This window comes from Pedobacter sp. SAFR-022, from assembly GCF_051965375.1.
GTDB lineage: Bacteria > Bacteroidota > Bacteroidia > Sphingobacteriales > Sphingobacteriaceae > Pedobacter.
This window is the reverse complement of record NZ_JBQCME010000003.1, coordinates 444,596-462,127: the sequence shown is the minus strand read 5'-3', so window position 1 is coordinate 462,127 and position 17,532 is coordinate 444,596. Positions and strand designations below refer to the sequence as shown.

The 17,532-nt window shown below is 44.1% G+C and carries 17 protein-coding genes; 11 read left to right on the top strand and 6 right to left on the bottom strand.

Annotated elements, in window-relative coordinates:
- Positions 1–57 precede the first annotated feature (57 nt).
- Entirely contained in the window at positions 58–1,539 is a 1,482-nt protein-coding gene (locus ACTHQF_RS10515; RefSeq protein WP_440430169.1) for a glycine--tRNA ligase, read from the bottom strand.
- Positions 1,540–1,577: 38 nt separating this feature from the next.
- Here ACTHQF_RS10515 and ACTHQF_RS10510 point away from each other — a divergent pair, with 38 nt between their 5' ends.
- Genes ACTHQF_RS10510 through dnaN form a run of 5 tightly spaced genes read left to right on the top strand, consistent with a single transcriptional unit; the run spans position 1,578 to position 6,803 of the window.
- On the top strand, positions 1,578–2,495 hold the full coding sequence (locus tag ACTHQF_RS10510; RefSeq protein ID WP_440430168.1) for a glycerophosphodiester phosphodiesterase family protein: 918 nt from the start codon (positions 1,578–1,580) through the stop codon (positions 2,493–2,495).
- Positions 2,496–3,203, top strand: coding sequence for an ATP-binding cassette domain-containing protein (locus ACTHQF_RS10505; RefSeq protein WP_440430167.1), 708 nt, complete (start codon positions 2,496–2,498; stop codon positions 3,201–3,203).
- Between the two features lie 36 nt (positions 3,204–3,239).
- Positions 3,240–3,968, top strand: a complete 729-nt coding sequence (gldF, locus tag ACTHQF_RS10500) for a gliding motility-associated ABC transporter permease subunit GldF (RefSeq protein WP_440430166.1) — start codon at positions 3,240–3,242, stop codon at positions 3,966–3,968.
- The gene (gene gldG / locus ACTHQF_RS10495; protein ID WP_440430165.1) at positions 3,962–5,644 is read left to right on the top strand and encodes a gliding motility-associated ABC transporter substrate-binding protein GldG; all 1,683 of its coding nucleotides are present in this window, start codon (positions 3,962–3,964) and stop codon (positions 5,642–5,644) included. Before gldF ends, gldG begins: the two co-directional genes overlap by 7 nt.
- A gap of 34 nt (positions 5,645–5,678) precedes the next feature.
- Entirely contained in the window at positions 5,679–6,803 is a 1,125-nt protein-coding gene (gene dnaN, locus ACTHQF_RS10490; protein WP_440430164.1) for a DNA polymerase III subunit beta, read from the top strand.
- 47 nt (positions 6,804–6,850) lie between these two features.
- On the opposite strand, the gene ACTHQF_RS10485 is transcribed toward dnaN, so the two are convergent.
- Positions 6,851–7,276 (bottom strand): hypothetical protein, encoded by a 426-nt coding sequence (locus ACTHQF_RS10485; protein ID WP_440430163.1) that lies wholly within the window; start codon positions 7,274–7,276, stop codon positions 6,851–6,853.
- Positions 7,277–7,600: 324 nt separating this feature from the next.
- On the opposite strand from ACTHQF_RS10485, the gene ACTHQF_RS10480 reads away from it, so the two are divergent.
- Positions 7,601–8,260, top strand: coding sequence for a DedA family protein (locus tag ACTHQF_RS10480; protein WP_440430162.1), 660 nt, complete (start codon positions 7,601–7,603; stop codon positions 8,258–8,260).
- Here the strand turns inward: ACTHQF_RS10480 and ACTHQF_RS10475 are convergent.
- A complete protein-coding gene (locus ACTHQF_RS10475; protein WP_440430161.1) occupies positions 8,257–9,213 on the bottom strand; it encodes a zinc dependent phospholipase C family protein in 957 nt (318 codons plus the stop codon). The two genes, ACTHQF_RS10480 and ACTHQF_RS10475, sit on opposite strands and share 4 nt — an antisense overlap.
- A gap of 39 nt (positions 9,214–9,252) precedes the next feature.
- On the bottom strand, positions 9,253–11,130 hold the full coding sequence (gene dnaK, locus ACTHQF_RS10470; RefSeq protein ID WP_440430160.1) for a molecular chaperone DnaK: 1,878 nt from the start codon (positions 11,128–11,130) through the stop codon (positions 9,253–9,255).
- Positions 11,131–11,308: 178 nt separating this feature from the next.
- Here dnaK and ACTHQF_RS10465 point away from each other — a divergent pair, with 178 nt between their 5' ends.
- Both ACTHQF_RS10465 and ACTHQF_RS10460 read left to right on the top strand, forming a co-directional pair.
- Positions 11,309–11,500 (top strand): hypothetical protein, encoded by a 192-nt coding sequence (locus ACTHQF_RS10465; RefSeq protein ID WP_440430159.1) that lies wholly within the window; start codon positions 11,309–11,311, stop codon positions 11,498–11,500.
- A 34-nt stretch (positions 11,501–11,534) separates the two neighbouring features.
- Positions 11,535–11,921: a group III truncated hemoglobin gene (locus tag ACTHQF_RS10460; RefSeq protein WP_440430158.1), complete on the top strand. Its 387-nt coding sequence runs from the start codon at positions 11,535–11,537 to the stop codon at positions 11,919–11,921.
- On the opposite strand, the gene ACTHQF_RS10455 is transcribed toward ACTHQF_RS10460, so the two are convergent.
- Both ACTHQF_RS10455 and ACTHQF_RS10450 read right to left on the bottom strand, forming a co-directional pair.
- On the bottom strand, positions 11,916–12,968 hold the full coding sequence (locus ACTHQF_RS10455) for a DUF3810 domain-containing protein (protein ID WP_440430157.1): 1,053 nt from the start codon (positions 12,966–12,968) through the stop codon (positions 11,916–11,918). The two genes, ACTHQF_RS10460 and ACTHQF_RS10455, sit on opposite strands and share 6 nt — an antisense overlap.
- Before the next feature lie 67 nt (positions 12,969–13,035).
- The gene (locus ACTHQF_RS10450; RefSeq protein WP_440430156.1) at positions 13,036–14,370 is read right to left on the bottom strand and encodes a dihydroorotase; all 1,335 of its coding nucleotides are present in this window, start codon (positions 14,368–14,370) and stop codon (positions 13,036–13,038) included.
- Between the two features lie 318 nt (positions 14,371–14,688).
- On the opposite strand from ACTHQF_RS10450, the gene ACTHQF_RS10445 reads away from it, so the two are divergent.
- The 3 genes from ACTHQF_RS10445 (at position 14,689) to ACTHQF_RS10435 (ending at position 17,502) form a co-directional block, all read left to right on the top strand.
- A complete protein-coding gene (locus tag ACTHQF_RS10445; RefSeq protein WP_440430155.1) occupies positions 14,689–15,780 on the top strand; it encodes a hypothetical protein in 1,092 nt (363 codons plus the stop codon).
- 121 nt (positions 15,781–15,901) lie between these two features.
- Positions 15,902–17,212 (top strand): DEAD/DEAH box helicase, encoded by a 1,311-nt coding sequence (locus ACTHQF_RS10440; protein ID WP_440430154.1) that lies wholly within the window; start codon positions 15,902–15,904, stop codon positions 17,210–17,212.
- Between the two features lie 5 nt (positions 17,213–17,217).
- Positions 17,218–17,502 (top strand): hypothetical protein, encoded by a 285-nt coding sequence (locus ACTHQF_RS10435; protein WP_440430153.1) that lies wholly within the window; start codon positions 17,218–17,220, stop codon positions 17,500–17,502.
- The last annotated feature ends 30 nt before the right edge of the window (positions 17,503–17,532 follow it).

Below are 17,532 nucleotides of genomic sequence, written 5' to 3'. Positions count from 1 at the left end.
GAATGTTAAAGGGGTATAACAAACAAGCCCCGGCAGGGTTTGCCAGGGCTTTGCTAATTATCTAAGCAGGTTTTTCCAACTTACTTTGTTGGAAATGATTTCCTGAAGGTCTTTAATCTCTATTCGTTGTTGCTCCATGGTATCCCGGTGGCGGATCGTAACGGTGTTGTCTTCTAATGTCTGGTGGTCTACCGTTAAACAGAAAGGCGTACCAATTGCATCTTGTCTGCGGTAACGCTTACCGATCGCATCTTTCTCCTCGTAAATGCAATTAAAATCAAATTTCAAGCTGTTCATGATCTCTCTGGCTTTATCCGGCAACCCGTCTTTTTTGGTCAAAGGGAAGATGGCAACTTTCACTGGTGCCAAACAAGGGTGCAGGCGCAATAAGGTGCGGCTATCTTTCTTATCACCCTCACTTAGATCTTGTTCCTCTAAGGCATTGATCAAGGTTAAAAGGAACATGCGGTCAAGGCCAATGGAGGTTTCAATAACATATGGCACATAGTTGCCATATGGCTTACCTTCTTCATTCAGATCGTTGTCGAAGTACTGCATTTTCTTACCCGAGTACTCCTGGTGCTGGGTTAAATCAAAATCCGTACGGCTGTGAATACCCTCAACTTCTTTAAAGCCAAATGGGAATTCAAATTCAATATCTGTTGCGGCGTTAGCATAATGCGCAAGTTTAGCATGATCATGATAGCGATATTGTGCCTCATTTGATCCAAGTGCCAGGTGCCATTTCAGACGTGCTTCTTTCCAGTATTCGAACCACTTTTTGTCTTCACCCGGGCGGACGAAGAATTGCATTTCCATTTGTTCAAACTCACGCATACGCATGATGAACTGACGTGCAATGACTTCATTACGGAAGGCTTTTCCGATCTGGGCAATACCAAAAGGGATCTTCATACGACCAGTTTTCTGCACGTTAAGGAAGTTTACGAAAATACCTTGAGCTGTTTCCGGACGTAAATATACTTCATCAGAACCCTCCGCCATTGCACCGAACTGCGTGCTGAACATCAGGTTAAACTGACGTACCTCGGTCCAGTTCCTGGTGCCGCTTACCGGGCAAACAATTTCGTGCGCTTCAATAAGCGTTTTTAACTGTTCCAGATCGTCTGCTGCTAAAGCAGCATCCATGTCAGCCTGTAATTGTGCAGCTTTATCTGTTTTGCCGTCCTTTTCATATCTGGCAATTTTATCTTCCAGTAATTGATCCGCACGGTATCTTTTCTTAGAGTCTTTGTTGTCAATCATGGGGTCGTTAAAACCGTCCACGTGACCGCTGGCTTTCCATACTTTTGGATGCATAAAAATTGCAGAGTCGATCCCCACAATATTTTCATGCATCTGTACCATGGCTTTCCACCAATACGTTTTAATGTTGTTCTTTAATTCAGCACCCAGTTGCCCGTAATCATATACAGCACTCAGCCCATCATAAATCTCGCTGCTCTGGAATACAAATCCGTATTCCTTGGCATGTGATATTACATTTTTAAATTGTTCGTCGTGATTAGTTTTAGCCATAATATTGCAAATATAGAAAGTTGGGGTTACTTTTGGACATGAAACGATTCAATCTTTTGGTGATTGCAGCCTGCTTTCTATCACTTACTGCAGGGGCTCAGCAAAAACATCTACTCTCCTTCAATAATACCACAGAACTTCGTGATTTTCTAAATGCTAAAAAAGGAACTTATCCTTTGATTAGTGTACACCGTGGAGGTCCGATGAAAGGTTTTCCGGAGAATTGTATAGAAACCTTTGAAAATGCAATTACCTATCAACCGGTTGTGGTGGAGTTTGATGTTGCTTTAAGCAAAGATTCTGCATTGGTGATTATGCACGATGATAAACTGGATCGTACCACCACCGGAACGGGGCCAATTGGAAACTACACCTATGAAGCACTTCAGCAGATCCGCTTGAAGGATGATGAAGGTACCGTTACTGACTTCAAAATTCCTACCCTGTCAGAGGTGCTTACCTGGGGGAAAAACAAAGTGATCTTTACGATCGACATCAAAAAGGGTGTTCCATATAGCAGGATCATAGATGCGGTACGACAAACGAAGTCAGAAAGCAACTCCATTATCATTACTTACAATGCAAACCAGGCCGCTGAGGTACATAAACTCGCGCCGGACCTGATGATCTCTGCTTCGGTACGAGGAAAGGAAGATTTGGAAAGATTAAACCGTATGGGTGTCCCCAACAACCGGATCGTGGCCTTTGTAGGCGTATCCGCGCCAGATAAAGCGGTCTATAAATATCTGCACAGTAAAGGTATCAGCTGCATTCTTGGAACTATGGGCAACTTAGACCGCAGCGCTGCAGCCAACCCGAATAAACAGGTGTATTACAAGCTTATTGCTGATGGCGCTGATATTCTATCAACGGATGAAATACTGCAGTCTGGCAGAGCGCTGGATCAGTACCGTGCAGACAAAAAGTTAAGCACTAAATATCTTAAGATCAAGTAAGTGAGTATAAAGGTTCAGGCTTTATCGAAACATTATGAGACGCAGAAATCGGTAGACAACATCAGCTTTTCTGCAGCTGCCGGGAAGATTATTGGATTCTTGGGGCCAAACGGTGCGGGTAAGTCAACCACCATGAAAATGCTTGCAGGATACTTACAGCCGACTTCAGGTACTGCAGAACTCTGCGGTTTAGATGTGCAGACCCAGTCGCTCGAGGTAAAGCGCATCATGGGCTATTTACCAGAACAAACACCCTTGTATGCAGACATGTATGTTAAAGAATTTCTGCTGTTTGTTGCGAATACCTATGGCTTAAAACACCCAGCGCTTAAGGTGCAGGAAACCATAAAAGCTGTAGGGCTGGAAGTAGAGCAGTTCAAGAAGATTGCCATGCTGTCTAAAGGTTATAAACAGCGGGTAGGACTGGCACAAGCTATCATTCACGATCCAAAAGTGCTGATCCTGGACGAGCCGACTTCAGGCCTTGATCCGAATCAACTTACGGAGATCCGGGCCTTGATCAGGACGCTTGGAAAAGATAAAACCGTTATTCTTTCTACACACATTATGCAGGAAGTGGAAGCTGTTTGTGATGAGGTGATCATCATTAATAAAGGCCGGATTGTTGCTAATGCGACAATTGAAGCATTAAAGGCCAGTCATAACACCAATTCCCTGGAGGACATCTTCAGAAAGCTTACTTCCTGACCATTAATTTTTAAACCTCGGCAACCCTGAAATTGCATGTACGCAGTATTTAAAAGAGAATTATTTAGCTTGCTAAATTCCCTGATGGCATATATTACCATAGGGATTTTCCTGTTGGCGGCGGGATTGCTGCTGTGGTTTTTTCCAGATACCTCAATGCTGGATTATGGCTACGCAGAACTTACGGGCTTCTTTAGCCTCGCACCATTTCTATTCATGTTCCTCATTCCCGCAATCAGTATGCGCTCATTCGCTGAAGAACGACGGGAGGGTACCTACATCCTCTTGGCAACCAGGCCGCTAACCGATTGGCAGATCATCTTGGCAAAGTACTTTGCCTGTCTGGTGCTGGTATTTTGCGCATTGATACCTACTTTCATCTATTATTATAGCATTTCAAATCTCGCCATGCCCTCGGGTAATGTAGATACCGGTGCCATAATCGGATCATATATCGGACTATTGTTCCTTGGTGCTTCCTTTACCGCAGTTGGCGTATTTGCCTCTTCGGTGACCAAAAACCAGGTTATCGCATTCGCAATTGCAGTGTTCCTTTGTTTCATCATGTATAATGGTTTCGATGCCATGGCCAGGATGGAAGTACTTGCTGTTTTGCAGGATTTCTTTGTATTTCTAAGTGTGAATGAACATTATCAGTCCATCAGTCGGGGCGTATTGGATACCCGGGATGCGATCTATTTTCTTTCCATGGTAAGCTTCTTTTTACTATTAACCCGGTTTGTGATAGGAGGACGTAAATGGTAGTATTCAAAAATAGAGGCTTTAAGCTGCTGGCTGGCCTACTTTTACTGGTGCTTTTAAATCTTGCCTCACAGTACATCTATACACGTTTTGATTTCACCAAAGAAAAACGGTATACTTTGAACCCGAAAACGGAGGCCATTCTCCGCGAAGCCCAACAGGAGATCAACGTCACGGTGTTCCTGGATGGTGATTTACCCGCCGCCTTTAAGCGGCTGAAGCTTGCCACATCAGATCTCCTGAACGACTATAAGGCACTTGCAAATGTTAAAATAAATGTGGTGTTCAGCGATCCGATTTCTGGATTACCACTGAATGAACAGGATACTGTAATTCGTAGACTTTATAGTGTCGGCGTAGAGCCAACTACCTTGAATATCAAGAATGACAATGGCTTTGCACAGAAAACGATATTCCCGATGGCAGTGGTCTCTTGTGAAGGACGGCAGTTACCAGTGAAGCTGCTCCAGAATATGGATGCCGCGGGAAGTTATGAAGATAACATCAACAGCTCCATACAAAACCTGGAATACACCTTTACCTCGGCAATTAAGAAAGTGGTAACCGGGGAGAATCCAAGAATAGGTTTTACGGAAGGCAATGGGGAGCTTTCGGATCTTCAGCTTAGTGATGCCTTAAAATCATTATCGACCACCTATGAAGCCGGACGTGTAGACCTGAAGGTTATCGACAAGGCCGGGCTTGATCGCTTAAAGATTCTTTTCATAACCAAACCCCAGCAACCTTTTACTGAAGCAGAGAAATACAAGCTCGACTACTTTGTTATGAAAGGCGGTAGTCTGGTTTGGAGCATCGATCAGGTAAGTGCAGATTTGGATAGCCTTCGCGGAAAAACGGAACAGCTGGCATTTAACAAAGCGTTGAACCTTGATGATATGCTGTTTATTTACGGCGCGAGGATCAATTACAATCTGGTTGCGGATGCCAATTGTGCTGAAATCCCATTGGCGATGGGCGACGGAAATCAAAATCAGATCCAAATGGCACCATGGCTATATTATCCAATCCTTTTACCGGATACTTCATCAGCACTCGTCAAGAATATTGATGGTGTGAGGGCTGAGTTTGTGAGCACCATTGACACCATAGGTGTTAAAGGTATAAGTAAAACAACCATATTATCGACCTCACCATATAACAAACTGCACAGTACACCCAAGCTTTTATCCTTACAGATGGTGGCAGAGCAACCAGACCCTAGAGATTATGCCAGTACTGCTAAACCCGTAGGAGTGTTGATGGAGGGTAACTTCCCATCGGTATTCTATAACAGGGCACTTCCAGAAGGCATCACTAGCTCCTATGGAAATTTCCAAAGGAGCAAAACAACACGTATGATCGTGATTGGCGACGGCGATATCTTTAAAAATCAGGTAAGTGCAACGGACAATTCGGTCTTTCCGCTAGGCTTTGACCGCTTTACACAGCAGAATTTCGGTAACAAGGCATTGTTGCTGAATATTGCTGATTACCTGTCGAGTGAGGATAACTTAATTGCGCTGAGAAACAAAGATGTTAAGGTCAGACTACTTGATAAAACACGGCTCAGGACCGAAAAGTTAACCTGGCAGATAATGAATGTACTGCTTCCGATAGGGCTATTGATATTATTCGGCATTTTTCAACATTATTATCGCAAATATAAGTATACAAGGTAAAATTGTATATTTTTGAGATTTACAAGATCATACTATGAGATTTATTGTATCCACATCTACTTTACTTAAACATTTACAAACAGTAAATGGTGCCTCAAGCAGCAGTACTGTTTTGCCAATTTTGGAGAACTTCCTTTTTGAAATCAGCGACGGCAACCTGACCATTTCTGCTACTGATTTACAAACCAGTATGACCACCGCTCTACCGGTTGAAGCTAAAGAAGGCGGAAAAGTTGCTATCCCGGCCAAGATCTTGTTAGATACTTTAAAAACACTTCCAGATCAACCTATTGCTTTCAATATTGATGATAACTCCTTTGTTATTGAAATCAGTGCAGGTGATGGTAAGTACAAATTGAGTGGTGAAAACGGCGACGATTTCCCGAAGATCCCAGTGGTAGAGAATGCTTCTTCTGTTGAACTTCCAGCTGCGGTATTGACCGAGGCGATTACCAAAACCATATTCGCGGTGAGTAATGACGAACTTCGTCCAGCGATGACTGGCGTGTTTTGTCAGCTTTCGGACCAGCACATCACTTTCGTAGCTACGGATGCGCATAAGCTGGTAAGATACAGACGTAAAGACAGCAAAGCTGATAAGACTGCTTCTTTCATCTTACCTAAAAAAGCATTAACGCTATTGAAAGCTGCTTTACCAAATACCGAGGTTAGCGTTTCGGTTGACTACAATGCCACCAGTGCTTTCTTCAAGTTTGAGAATATTAATCTGGTTTGCCGTTTAATTGATGAGCGCTATCCAGATTACGAAGCGGTTATTCCTGCTAACAATCCTAATAAGCTGATCATTGATCGTGCATTATTCTTAAACACTTTGAGAAGGGTTGTGATTTTCGCTAACAAAACAACACACCAGGTACGATTGAAGATCAGCGGCAGCGAGTTGAACATCTCTTCTGAAGATCTTGACTTTGCAAATGAAGCACATGAGCGCCTAAGCTGTCAATATGAAGGTGAAGACCTTGAAATTGGCTTCAATGCACGATTCCTGATTGAGATGCTTAGCAACTTATCGGGTGAAGAGGTAACATTAGAGTTATCTACACCAAATCGAGCGGGTTTACTGATCCCACAAACCAATGACGAAAATGAAGATGTGCTGATGCTGGTTATGCCAGTTATGCTAAACAGCTATAATTAATTCCTAAACGGATACAAGAGAAGGCCTGGTTGTAAAACCAGGCTTTTTTAGTTTAAAGTGACTTGATCAAGATCAACGGTGATCTCAGCTTCTTTTCTATTCGCTGCCAGGCCATGTTCAACTTTAAGCTTAATCTTACCCTGAGACTCGTATTTAGCCTTTATTCTAGGCCTATAGAACTCACCCACCTTAAACAGCTTTCCATCAAAGTACAGGTCATATTCGCCGACGATCAACAGTAGATTATGGGATATCTCATGGCCTCCCGGAATTTTCGCCGAACCTGGCGGATTACCTTGCACAAAAATCTTTAGGTATAATTTTGTTCCCTCGAAGGTTTCAAACTGTTCAATACTGCTTAAAAGCGCAGTTGTTTTCTGATCAGTCACGGGGCTCAGTTCTAGCTTTGGTGATTGGGCCTGAACAACAAAACCAATGGCCAAGATCAGGAACGCTAACAAGGTTGTTTTCAAAATAGCTGGTTTATGGTGTAAACATACTAAAATGCTTGTTCCGAACAGCATACTGGCTCGATTTGATCAAGCCATGGCATAAACAGGGTGCTTGCCCGGGCTTGGCAGGGGGTTGACAAGATCATTGCCGGGTAAGGGCCCTGTCAACCCCCTGTCAACCCCTTGTTAACCCCTTGTCAACCTAAACCTTGTCTGACACAAAAACCGAGAACCTGTGCCGTCAATAACACACAGGTTTGTTACGGGAAAGTAAGAAAGCCGATAAAAAGAATAAAGTGGACCGGAATCACACGTAAATTTATATTTTTGACAAAAAAGATTATTTTGGAATTTTTATCACAGTTTGTCGATTTCCTGCTGCATATAGATAAGCACCTCGAGATCATTATTAGCGAATACCAGACCTGGACTTATTTGATACTGTTTCTGATCATTTTTGCGGAAACCGGATTTGTCGTTACACCGTTTCTTCCTGGAGACTCCCTGCTGTTTGCTATGGGAACTTTAATCGCTGGTGAGAAAACTGGCTTGAGTATCTGGGTGATGCTTGTAATCTTGATTGTTGCTGCTATATTGGGGAACACTGTAAACTACAAACTGGGCAGTCTGCTCGGCGTGAAGGTCTTCAAAGCAGAAAACAAAATCCTTAAACTGGAATATTACTACCAGTCTCATGAGTTCTTTGAGAAACATGGTGGTAAAGCCATAATCTTTAGCCGTTTTCTTCCAATTTTCCGCACCATAGCACCTTTTGTTGCAGGTGTCGCAAAGATGCCTTTTGGCCGGTTTACCATGTACAATGTGATTGGTGGGGTAACCTGGATCGCCAGTTTGCTATTGGCAGGATACCTTTTAGGCCAGATTCCAGTGGTAAAGAAGAATTTTGATATTGTGATTCTTGTGATTGCCGTAGTAACTTTCTTCCCTGCGATATTTGCGGCTTTGAAATCTAAATTCAGCAAGAAGAAAGTTACGGAAGTTTAGTTTTCTCGTCCGATAATCTTTCCGCCTTCGTACTTGTTGTTAAGTCTTTCTTCGCGCTGCCTTTCCAGTTCGGAGTCAGGTACTCTGATCATGTTTTCCATTTTTGGTTGTCCCGCATCTACCCATGCAGAGAACCAGAAATCGCCGACGGCTTTGATCGAGGATCGCATTTGCTTTTCAACCATGTGATTTAGTTTCAGGTTATAGGCCCTGGAGTACTTCGCGGAGTATTGTTTTAACACCTGACCTTTTCTTTTGGAGTAGCTGTAGCGGCTGAATGCGGGCGTAGCTTTCTTAAGCTCCTGCTCCAGGGATAACGTACTATCGACCAGCCCATGGCTATGCTTTACGATTTTCCAGGCTGCTTTAAGCGGATTGTCTATGTAACTCGCCCGGCCAACCAGGAAGTTGTAGTCCTTCGCGAAAAGTTCGGGCAGCCGGCTTTCCCAGAATGCATGAATTCCGGACTGATTGCTTAGCTGGCCATTATGGTTCTCTGTTGTATGCAGGGGCACGTGTGCATCGCCCAGGTAATGGCCGAGATAGGCGGAATACAGGAGAATCCGTATGGAATCACAGGCTTTAAAGGCATTAACCAGTTTGTAGTAGCTGATCTGTATCTGCCAGGGTAGGGTACCGCTTTCTTGTAGCCTTGGCCGGCCATATTTAGCCAGTGCATCTTCCCATTTATATGGTATACTGTCAATGCTTTTTTCATAAACCTCAACATCAAGGTAATGCCTTGGCGCCTCTAAAGAGTCTGAATACCGCCGTTTGTCGGGGTCAACGGCATGGTCACGAATATACTTTATGTTGTTCTTATAGAACCTGCTGAGGCCTTGCGGCAGCGTGTAAACTGCGAGCTGATTAATCTGCATGTGGGCAAAAAATCCCCAACTGCTTAGCGTAAACCAGGCGAACATAAAAATGGCGTAAATAAAAGATCTTTTCATTTACGCCAGTATATATCAGGCAACAAGGTTGCTGTTAAATTATTCTATGCTTTTGCCTTTCATCGCTTGAGAAACTGCAATGTCCATCAGACGTTCTGCAAATGGACGGGTGAACTCATTCAACTCGTCTGCCTTCTTAAGTATGTTGTCTTTCTCTGCAGTAGCAAGTGCGTCCTTCAAAGCGGCGATGTATTTTAAGGTTTCCGATTTTTCAGATTCAGTTAGCACGAATCCATTCTTCTCGATGAAACGTTCGGCTGTATACACCAACTGTTCACCTTCGCTTCTGGCTTCGATCAGCATGCGCTGTTCTACATCGCTTTTTGCGTGCGTAATGGAATCGATTAACATCTGCTCAACGGTTTCGTCAGACAGCCCGTAAGATGGCGTGATGTCAATCTCCTGCTTTACACCCGAGCGTAGCTCTATCGCCTGCACCGTCAGGATACCATCGGCATTAAGCATGAAGTTGATGTCTACCTTCGGGAATCCAGCAGGCATTGATGGAATACCTTTGAGATCAAATTCTGCCAATTTCCTGTTTTCAAAAACCAGATCACGTTCACCCTGGAACACAGAAATTTTCATGTTCACCTGTCCGTCCAGTGACGTTGTATATTGGCGGCCAGCTTTGGTGGGCACTTTTGAATTTCGTGGAATGATAACATCCATCAATCCCCCCATGGTTTCGATACCCAGGGAAAGTGGTGTAACGTCAAGCAGTAAGATATCGGAGCGGTTACCAGCAAGGATGTCCGCTTGAATAGCCGCACCAAGCGCAACCACTTCATCCGGGTTGATCTGATCATGTGGTGTTGAGCCGAAGAAAGCGGCAACCTGTTGCTTCACGTACGGTGTTCTTGTTGAACCACCAACCATTACCACTTCGTCGATATCTGCTATGCTGAGCTTTGCATCCGTTAGTGCTTGTTGACAAGAATCGATGGTCTCCTGTACTTTGGCGGCGATAAGTTCCTCGAACTTGATTCTCGTGATGCTGCACCAGATCTCCGCAGCTTGGTCGTTGGTTAGTTCGAGCTTTTCATTGTAAATGTTTTGAGTACTCAGGGCAATCTTTGCTGCTTCTGCTTTCAGACGAAGTGTCTGCATCAATCCGGCATCTGCCGCTAAGGCTTCAGCACTGATTTTGTTCTGCTCTATCCAGTAGTGTACAATCGCACGGTCGAAGTCATCACCTCCAAGGAAAGTATTTCCATTCGTTGCAAGCACCTCGAAAATACCATTCTGGATCGCAAGGATCGACACGTCGAAGGTACCACCACCCAGATCGTAGACAGCAATGGTCTTTGTTTGTGTCGGGTCAAGTCCGATACCGTAGGCTAAGCTTGCTGCGGTAGGCTCATTTACGATTCTTAGCACATCAAGCCCTGCAAGTTTTCCAGCATCCCGTGTGGCCTGACGCTGACTATCATTGAAATAAGCAGGCACTGTGATCACAGCCCGGTTTACCGGTGTTTTCAAGGCGTGTTCTGCCCGGTCTTTCAATTCTTTAAGGATCAATCCGGATAATTCAATGGGCGTATAAAACTTATTGCCGGCCTGGATTTTTACCAGTGATTCTGTATCGTCGTCTATAACTTTATAAGAAAAAGTGTCCTGGTGAGCTGCAACGTCCTTGTAAGAACGGCCAAGCAGTCGCTTCACGGAAAATATCGTGTTCGCAGGATCACTGATCAGGAAAGATTTGGCTTCATTACCAACAACAGCATCGCCATTGGCATTGAAATGTACAACAGATGGTACCAATAAACCTTTACCTGTGTCATTGATGACCTGTGGATTATTTTCAGGGTTGATAAACGCAACCAAACTGTTGGTTGTACCTAAGTCTATACCAACAATAATCTCTTCCTTTTGTAAAGAACCTGTAGCCAGGTTGATGGATATCTTTGCCATAACTGCAAATTTAGAAATGTTTTAGGCTTTATTTGTTTTAGCGCTGTAATGTTTTGGGCTTTAAACCGGGTAAAAGTGCCGAAGGCGGTGCACCTGTGGCGCTAGACAGCATGGAGATAAGGACGGCTCACCAAACGTAGCCGTTATCGGTAGTACGACGGCTGCAGCTGATGGTAATGTGTCTGCAATTACGCTGCCGGGCGGAATTTCGACGATGATCTCTGGAATCGGCGTATTGTACCCTGATGGTACGGAGACTCAACGCAAAGGCATTCGGATCGACTATGAAATCAAACCAACGATCCAGGGGATCAAAGCGGGGAAAGACGAACTTCTGGAGAAAGCAATTCAGATCATAAATGGTGTTTAAGTTCGTAGCTTTGTAGAATTGAGCTGAGATGGATATGGAAAAAAGAACTGATATTGGAAATGAGGATGATGTTGCCCTCCTCGTGCATACCTTTTATGCTAAAGTGCGTGCAGACGACTTGCTGGGCCCTATTTTCGAGCCGATCATAAAGGACAACTGGGCGCCGCATCTGAACAGGATGGTGGATTTCTGGTCTACAATTTTGCTATATACCAGGAAGTACAAGGATGATCCCATGCCTAAACACCTGCAGTTACCTGTTGAGCAGCGGCATTTTGATCGCTGGCTCTCCCTCTTCAACGAAACGCTGGATGCCCTTTTTGCCGGAGAAGTTGCAGAAAACGCGAAATTGCGGGCAGCAAGTATTGCAAGGATCATGATGGTGATCCGGTCTCGTGCCGATGGATTACCTGTGTTATAATTCGTGTTTGTGCAGGTTGTATACCCAGATCACAATGTCCTGGTAGCTGTTAATGCCTTTTTGTTGATTGTTTAACTTCAAAAAGCTGTCCAGGGCAACATCCATGTAAGCATACATGTCGCTGTTGTATTTCATCCAAAAATCCCGGTCACGCTTAAAATCCAGTTTTGTTTCTTCATTGATGCTTGCGGCAAGTTCTTCGTATTCCTCTGGCAACTTAATGCGGACCTCAAACAGAACGTTGCGGAGCACACTATAGGTTGCTGAATATTTAAAATTCAGATCTCCACTGTTCGATGCAACGAGATAGCCGACCAGGTTTGCTTCATCTTCACGTCCAACACCAAGTTGGTGTGCAATTTCATGGCAAGCAACAAAGGGAAGCCCGTGTGCCGGAATCCTCATGTTAACATTGGCCTCCCCGGATAGGGGATTGTAGTAGCCTTCAAGCCCGATTTTTGTAATTGCCCAAGTGTTTAAGACTTTTTTCAATGCGGGTTGACGATAGCTGAAGAATGGGGCTTTAGCATGCATTTCCTGGTATGCGGAAGCAGCCAGATGCTCCAACGCTGCAGTCGTGTAATGTTGTGATTCGGGATCCTGTTGCGTTAAGCGCTCGACTTGTATGCCGTTGATCTGTTTGATTAAAAATTTTGCCAGTGCGGTTAATTGCTCAGGGCTATATTTTTCATTACCGATCTTGAGTTGTTCTGCAATGGAAGGTCTGGCGTAATTCAAGCCCCAGAGCAGTTTGAAGGCAATGTATAGGATTAAACTGAAGTTTAACAGATGCAGTGGCGCTGCAAGAAGCATAGGTCGTCTGGGCTTGGCAGTTTTTAATATCCTGAGGTAGTTGAACGCACGGTATAAAATAAAACCTATGAACAGCACATAGAGTATGTCACCCAACGGAAAAGGAAACAGGCCGCTGATGCTCCTTAGCACCAGCGAGAGATATTTGTAGAAAAACCCGGAATAGAGCTGCTCTACAATGTTGCTGTTTAAGCCGATGAAAAAGATTAAAACGGCCAAGAGGCCGTTTATCATCAATTGTCGTTTAAGGCTTTGCTTTCCTGCACGCATTCCTATTTCTGATCGTTATTAATGTTAGGGTTTAGCGAATAAACTCCAGACGCTTGCCAGTTTCATTGGTCGTAAACTTACCATTTGAGTAGGCCAGATTTCCTGAAACGAAAGTGTGGACAACTTCCGACTGGAACGTCTGATCTTCAAAAGGAGACCAGCCACATTTATAAAGCACATTCTGACGGGTTACCTTAAAGGGATCATTCAGGTTTACCAATACCAGGTCGGCCCAGTATCCTTCGCGTATGAAGCCTCTTTCTTTGATGTTGAAACACGTTGCAACATTATGGGCGGTTTTTTCCACGATTTTTTGAAGGGAGATCTTGCCCTGGTGGTACATTTCTAGCAACGTAGGCAATGCATGCTGCACCAGGGGTCCGCCAGAAGGTGCGGAACTGTAGGGCTGTTCTTTCTCCTCAATGGTGTGGGGTGCGTGATCGGTTGCGATAACGTCGATATGATCGTTCAGCAGTCCTGCAAGTACACCATTCTTATCCGCTTCAGTCTTGATTGCAGGATTCCACTTGATCCAATTGCCTTTATTTGCATAATCCCGGTCATCAAACCACAGGTGATGCACACATGCCTCAGCAGTAATCCGCTTCTCTTGAAGAGGAAGTGTATTATCGAACAGGGCAACTTCCCTGGCAGTGGAGATGTGCAGGATGTGTAGTCGGGTATTGTACTTTTTAGCAAGCGATACCGCTAAAGAGGAGGAAAGATAACAGGCTTCCTCACTTCTGATCTTGGGGTGCATGTTTATCGTTAGCTCATCGCCGTATTGTGCTTTATAGGCCGCCAGATTACGCTGTATGGTTGCCTCATCTTCGCAATGGGTAGCAACAAGCATCGGTGCCTCGCGGAAGATGTTTTCCAATACTTTTTCATTATCCACCAGCATATTTCCAGTACTGGAACCCATAAAAACTTTAATGCCGCATACATTTTTGGGATCTGTTTTTAACACTTCTTCCAGGTTGTTGTTGGAGGCGCCCATATAAAAGGAATAATTTGCCAGCGACACCTCAGCAGCAATGCTGTACTTGTCTGTTAGCAGTTCCTGGGTCAAAGTATTGGGTACCGTATTTGGCATTTCCATAAAGGAGGTGATGCCACCAGCAACGGCCGCCATGCTTTCTGAGAAGATATCAGCTTTGTGCGTTAAACCCGGCTCACGGAAGTGTACCTGGTCATCGATCATGCCAGGCAGCAGGTGTAATCCCTCGGCATTGATTTCCATAGCACCTGCATATTCGATAGTGCTGGCAATCTTTTCTATTCTTCCAGCTTTCAGGAGTACATCAGAAACAAAAACCTGGTTTTCATTTACGAGCGTCGCGTTTTTTAGGAGGATCGTGTTCATTGCTTCAAACTTAAGAGTTTCCAGGTTAGGCTAAAGATATTTGTATCAATTGTTGACTATTTTCAGTCATTCCGGCCTAAAAAGCTAATCAAAATGATGCACATTTTTAATGGTGGATTAAATCTGAATAAAGTATCATTTTGAGTTTATGTTGATGTAAGCTGCAGTAAATAAACGAATAAAGTAATTCTATCGAGCTGTTTTAATAGGCAACTGATTGTGAACCGCCTTAAGCGAAGCAACGGTTAATCATTTCTTTTTACAGAATATTTTCTACCTTATATGCGATATGCGCAGCAGACGAAATTAGATCTTACAATGTACATTGAGCGAAAACTTAAAAACATTCCGAGCAAGCTTACACGGCTTTTAAAATACTTTTCCCAAACAAAAGGCAAGGTGCCGCTTCATGCGGATCATAAAACCGCGGTTATTACCTTTTCAGACCGTATCCTGAATAAGGATATGGGGCGGTATTCATTTATCCTAAGTCAGGTTTTTAAATTCAGTGGCTTTGAGCCGGTGCTCCGGGTCAATGAAGGTTTCTTTGCTGACGATGCACCCTACAAGAAAATGCTGCTGGACCAAGGTTTCAAATTGGTTCGTAATACGGAGGAGGAAGAAGACACGGTAGTGCTTCAAGAAGGAGGCAAAAGGAAGAAACTAATTAAGTTTAGCTATGGATATGCATTGATCAGGCATAAAATAGATGGGTATTACATGCCTTACACGCTTCACCCGAGATTTTACCAGGGTTATCTGAAGGCATCGGACTTTGCCATTTTCCGGAGGCAGCGTAGGTGTGCCCGGATTATTTTTGCCGGCAACTTCGAACGCAAGTTATATAATAAATCCGTCCTAAAGGAGAAATTTGCAGGTACAATCTCCAGGGTTGAAGTACTCGACCACATTGATGCTAAATATGCAGAAGATCCCGCAATTTTACGATCAGGTAGTAAAGAACACCTATATGGTCTTCTGAGTGCTGAAACTGCAAGGCAAAAGTTTATCATTAGTGAAGCAAGAACTCCGGATGACGACTGGTTGTCGATTTTAAGTAAATCGGATTTTTATCTCTGCCTGCCAGGCGTAAGAATGCCATGGTCGCATAATGCGTTTGAGGCTATGGCCGTTGGAACGATACCTATTCTGCAATATAACGAGTTATTCTATCCACCCTTAGAACATCTGAAAAACTGCATTACTTATACCAGTTATGAATCACTTGACGAAGCTATACAGAGCGCCCTGGCCATGAGTCAGGAGCAAGTGCAATCCATGAAAGCATCTGTGATCGAATATTTCAACACGAATCTGGCTACCGAGCGGACCGTTGATAAGATTGAATCGTTTTTCCATTCGGAGTCGGATTCCATGTGTATTGCGCTGCCATTCCTGGAGCAGAGCTAAGCAGTAGAACAGCACCTGCTGCAAAAGGTGGACGGTGCCCGCTGGAAGTCTGCCAGGGGTCAAAATGTATAATAGTTGGCCGAAGGCCTCGCACAGCTATTTTAATGCCTATATTTGCCGAATGTCCAAAAAATTCGAAGAGTTTAAACTCAACCGACAGATTTTAAATGCTGTAGAAGATGCCGGTTTTACCGTAGCGACGCCGATTCAGGAAAAGGCCATTGCTCCGGTATTATCCGGACAGGATATCTTTGGTATTGCAGAAACCGGCACTGGAAAAACAGCTGCCTACCTGCTGCCAATGCTGATGCAACTGAAATATGCACAGGGAGAAAATCCGCGTGCACTGATCCTTTCGCCAACACGTGAGCTTGCCATGCAGATTGCAGATCATGTAAAGATGTTTGCTAAATATACTGACTTGCGGGCTGTGGTGGTTTATGGCGGTATCGGTCCAAAGACCCAGATTGAACAGGTGAAAGCCGGCGTGGATATTATCATTGCTACTCCAGGAAGATTCCTGGATATCTATCTTGCAGGACACATTAACACACAAAGTCTGCGTTTCCTGGTACTTGATGAGGCCGACAAGATGATGGATATGGGCTTTATTGGCTCCATCCACCGGATTCTCGAAATTGTGCCAAGAAAGCGGCAGAATTTACTTTTCTCTGCGACCATGAGTGATCTGGTGCAAAAAATTGCAGGTGATTTCCTGAAAAATCCGACGGTTATAGAGGCGGCAGAGCGTGCAACGCCTGCAGCAACCATTACACAGACCTTTTATGAAGTTCCGAACTTCAAAACTAAGATAAACTTGCTGCAGCATTTGCTGAAGAACGATGACGCGGTTAAACGATTGATCATTTTCTGCAAAACGAAGGTTGTTGCAGATTCCATTTTTGCATTTATCAGCCGTCGTTTTGGTGCGGAGAACGTTCGTGTGATTCACGCGAACAAAGGGCAGAACACCCGGATCAATTCCATTAGTGCATTTAAAGAGGGCAATATTCGCGTGCTTGTAGCTACAGATGTGGCCTCCAGAGGAATAGATGTTTCTGACGTAAGTCACGTCATAAACTTTGACGTGCCCATAATTATAGAAGATTATGTACACCGCATTGGTCGTACCGGGCGTGCTCTGGCAACGGGTGAGGCATTAACATTTTATACAGAAGCCGAAAAGTATTACATCCGGAAGATCGAGAAGTTAATACGACAGACCATCCCGGTAATGCCGCTTCCACCGGAGGTATTTGTGGAAGAGACGCCTTACGAAGAGCGCCAGGCGATGGCAAGGGAAATCGATGCTCAAAAGAGAAAAGAAGATCCGGATTTTAAAGGTGCTTTTCATGAGAAAAAACGTGTTTTCGAGGTAAAGAAGAAAACCGATAAAACACCAGCCTGGAAAAGAAAGAAAACTAAACGGTAAAGGACTTGAATTTTAAACTGACGCCGCTGAATATTGTAACTGCCTTAAGTCTGGTAATGGCTGGCCTGCTTATTTTCGGTAAACCTGAAATATCCAACGGCATTGATCACCAGGTGAACGGGCTGTGGATAGCAGTTTGTTTTCTGGCTGTTGTGATATCATTTCTTTCTGATCAGATCTTCAGAAAGTTCATTCCCTCAACCTTGAACCTTTGGGTGATCGAATGTGCTTTCATTATTTTCACGCTTGTATTTGTATTTATACTGAAGTTAAGTGTGCTGAATAGCTAATAAAACCATAACATAAACCGCAGGCGAATG

Bases quoted from the DNA above. Each gene is read 5' to 3' on its own strand.
- ACTHQF_RS10445 (WP_440430155.1), top strand. From the start codon at position 14,689: ATGTACATTGAGCGAAAACTTAAAAACATTCCGAGCAAGCTTACACGG.
- gldG (WP_440430165.1), top strand. From the start codon at position 3,962: ATGGTAGTATTCAAAAATAGAGGCTTTAAGCTGCTGGCTGGCCTACTT.
- gldF (WP_440430166.1), top strand. From the start codon at position 3,240: ATGTACGCAGTATTTAAAAGAGAATTATTTAGCTTGCTAAATTCCCTG.
- ACTHQF_RS10450 (WP_440430156.1), bottom strand. From the start codon at position 14,370: ATGAACACGATCCTCCTAAAAAACGCGACGCTCGTAAATGAAAACCAG.
- ACTHQF_RS10440 (WP_440430154.1), top strand. From the start codon at position 15,902: ATGTCCAAAAAATTCGAAGAGTTTAAACTCAACCGACAGATTTTAAAT.
- dnaN (WP_440430164.1), top strand. From the start codon at position 5,679: ATGAGATTTATTGTATCCACATCTACTTTACTTAAACATTTACAAACA.
- ACTHQF_RS10460 (WP_440430158.1), top strand. From the start codon at position 11,535: ATGGAAAAAAGAACTGATATTGGAAATGAGGATGATGTTGCCCTCCTC.
- ACTHQF_RS10515 (WP_440430169.1), bottom strand. From the start codon at position 1,539: ATGGCTAAAACTAATCACGACGAACAATTTAAAAATGTAATATCACAT.
- ACTHQF_RS10510 (WP_440430168.1), top strand. From the start codon at position 1,578: ATGAAACGATTCAATCTTTTGGTGATTGCAGCCTGCTTTCTATCACTT.
- ACTHQF_RS10455 (WP_440430157.1), bottom strand. From the start codon at position 12,968: ATGATAAACGGCCTCTTGGCCGTTTTAATCTTTTTCATCGGCTTAAAC.
- dnaK (WP_440430160.1), bottom strand. From the start codon at position 11,130: ATGGCAAAGATATCCATCAACCTGGCTACAGGTTCTTTACAAAAGGAA.
- ACTHQF_RS10475 (WP_440430161.1), bottom strand. From the start codon at position 9,213: ATGAAAAGATCTTTTATTTACGCCATTTTTATGTTCGCCTGGTTTACG.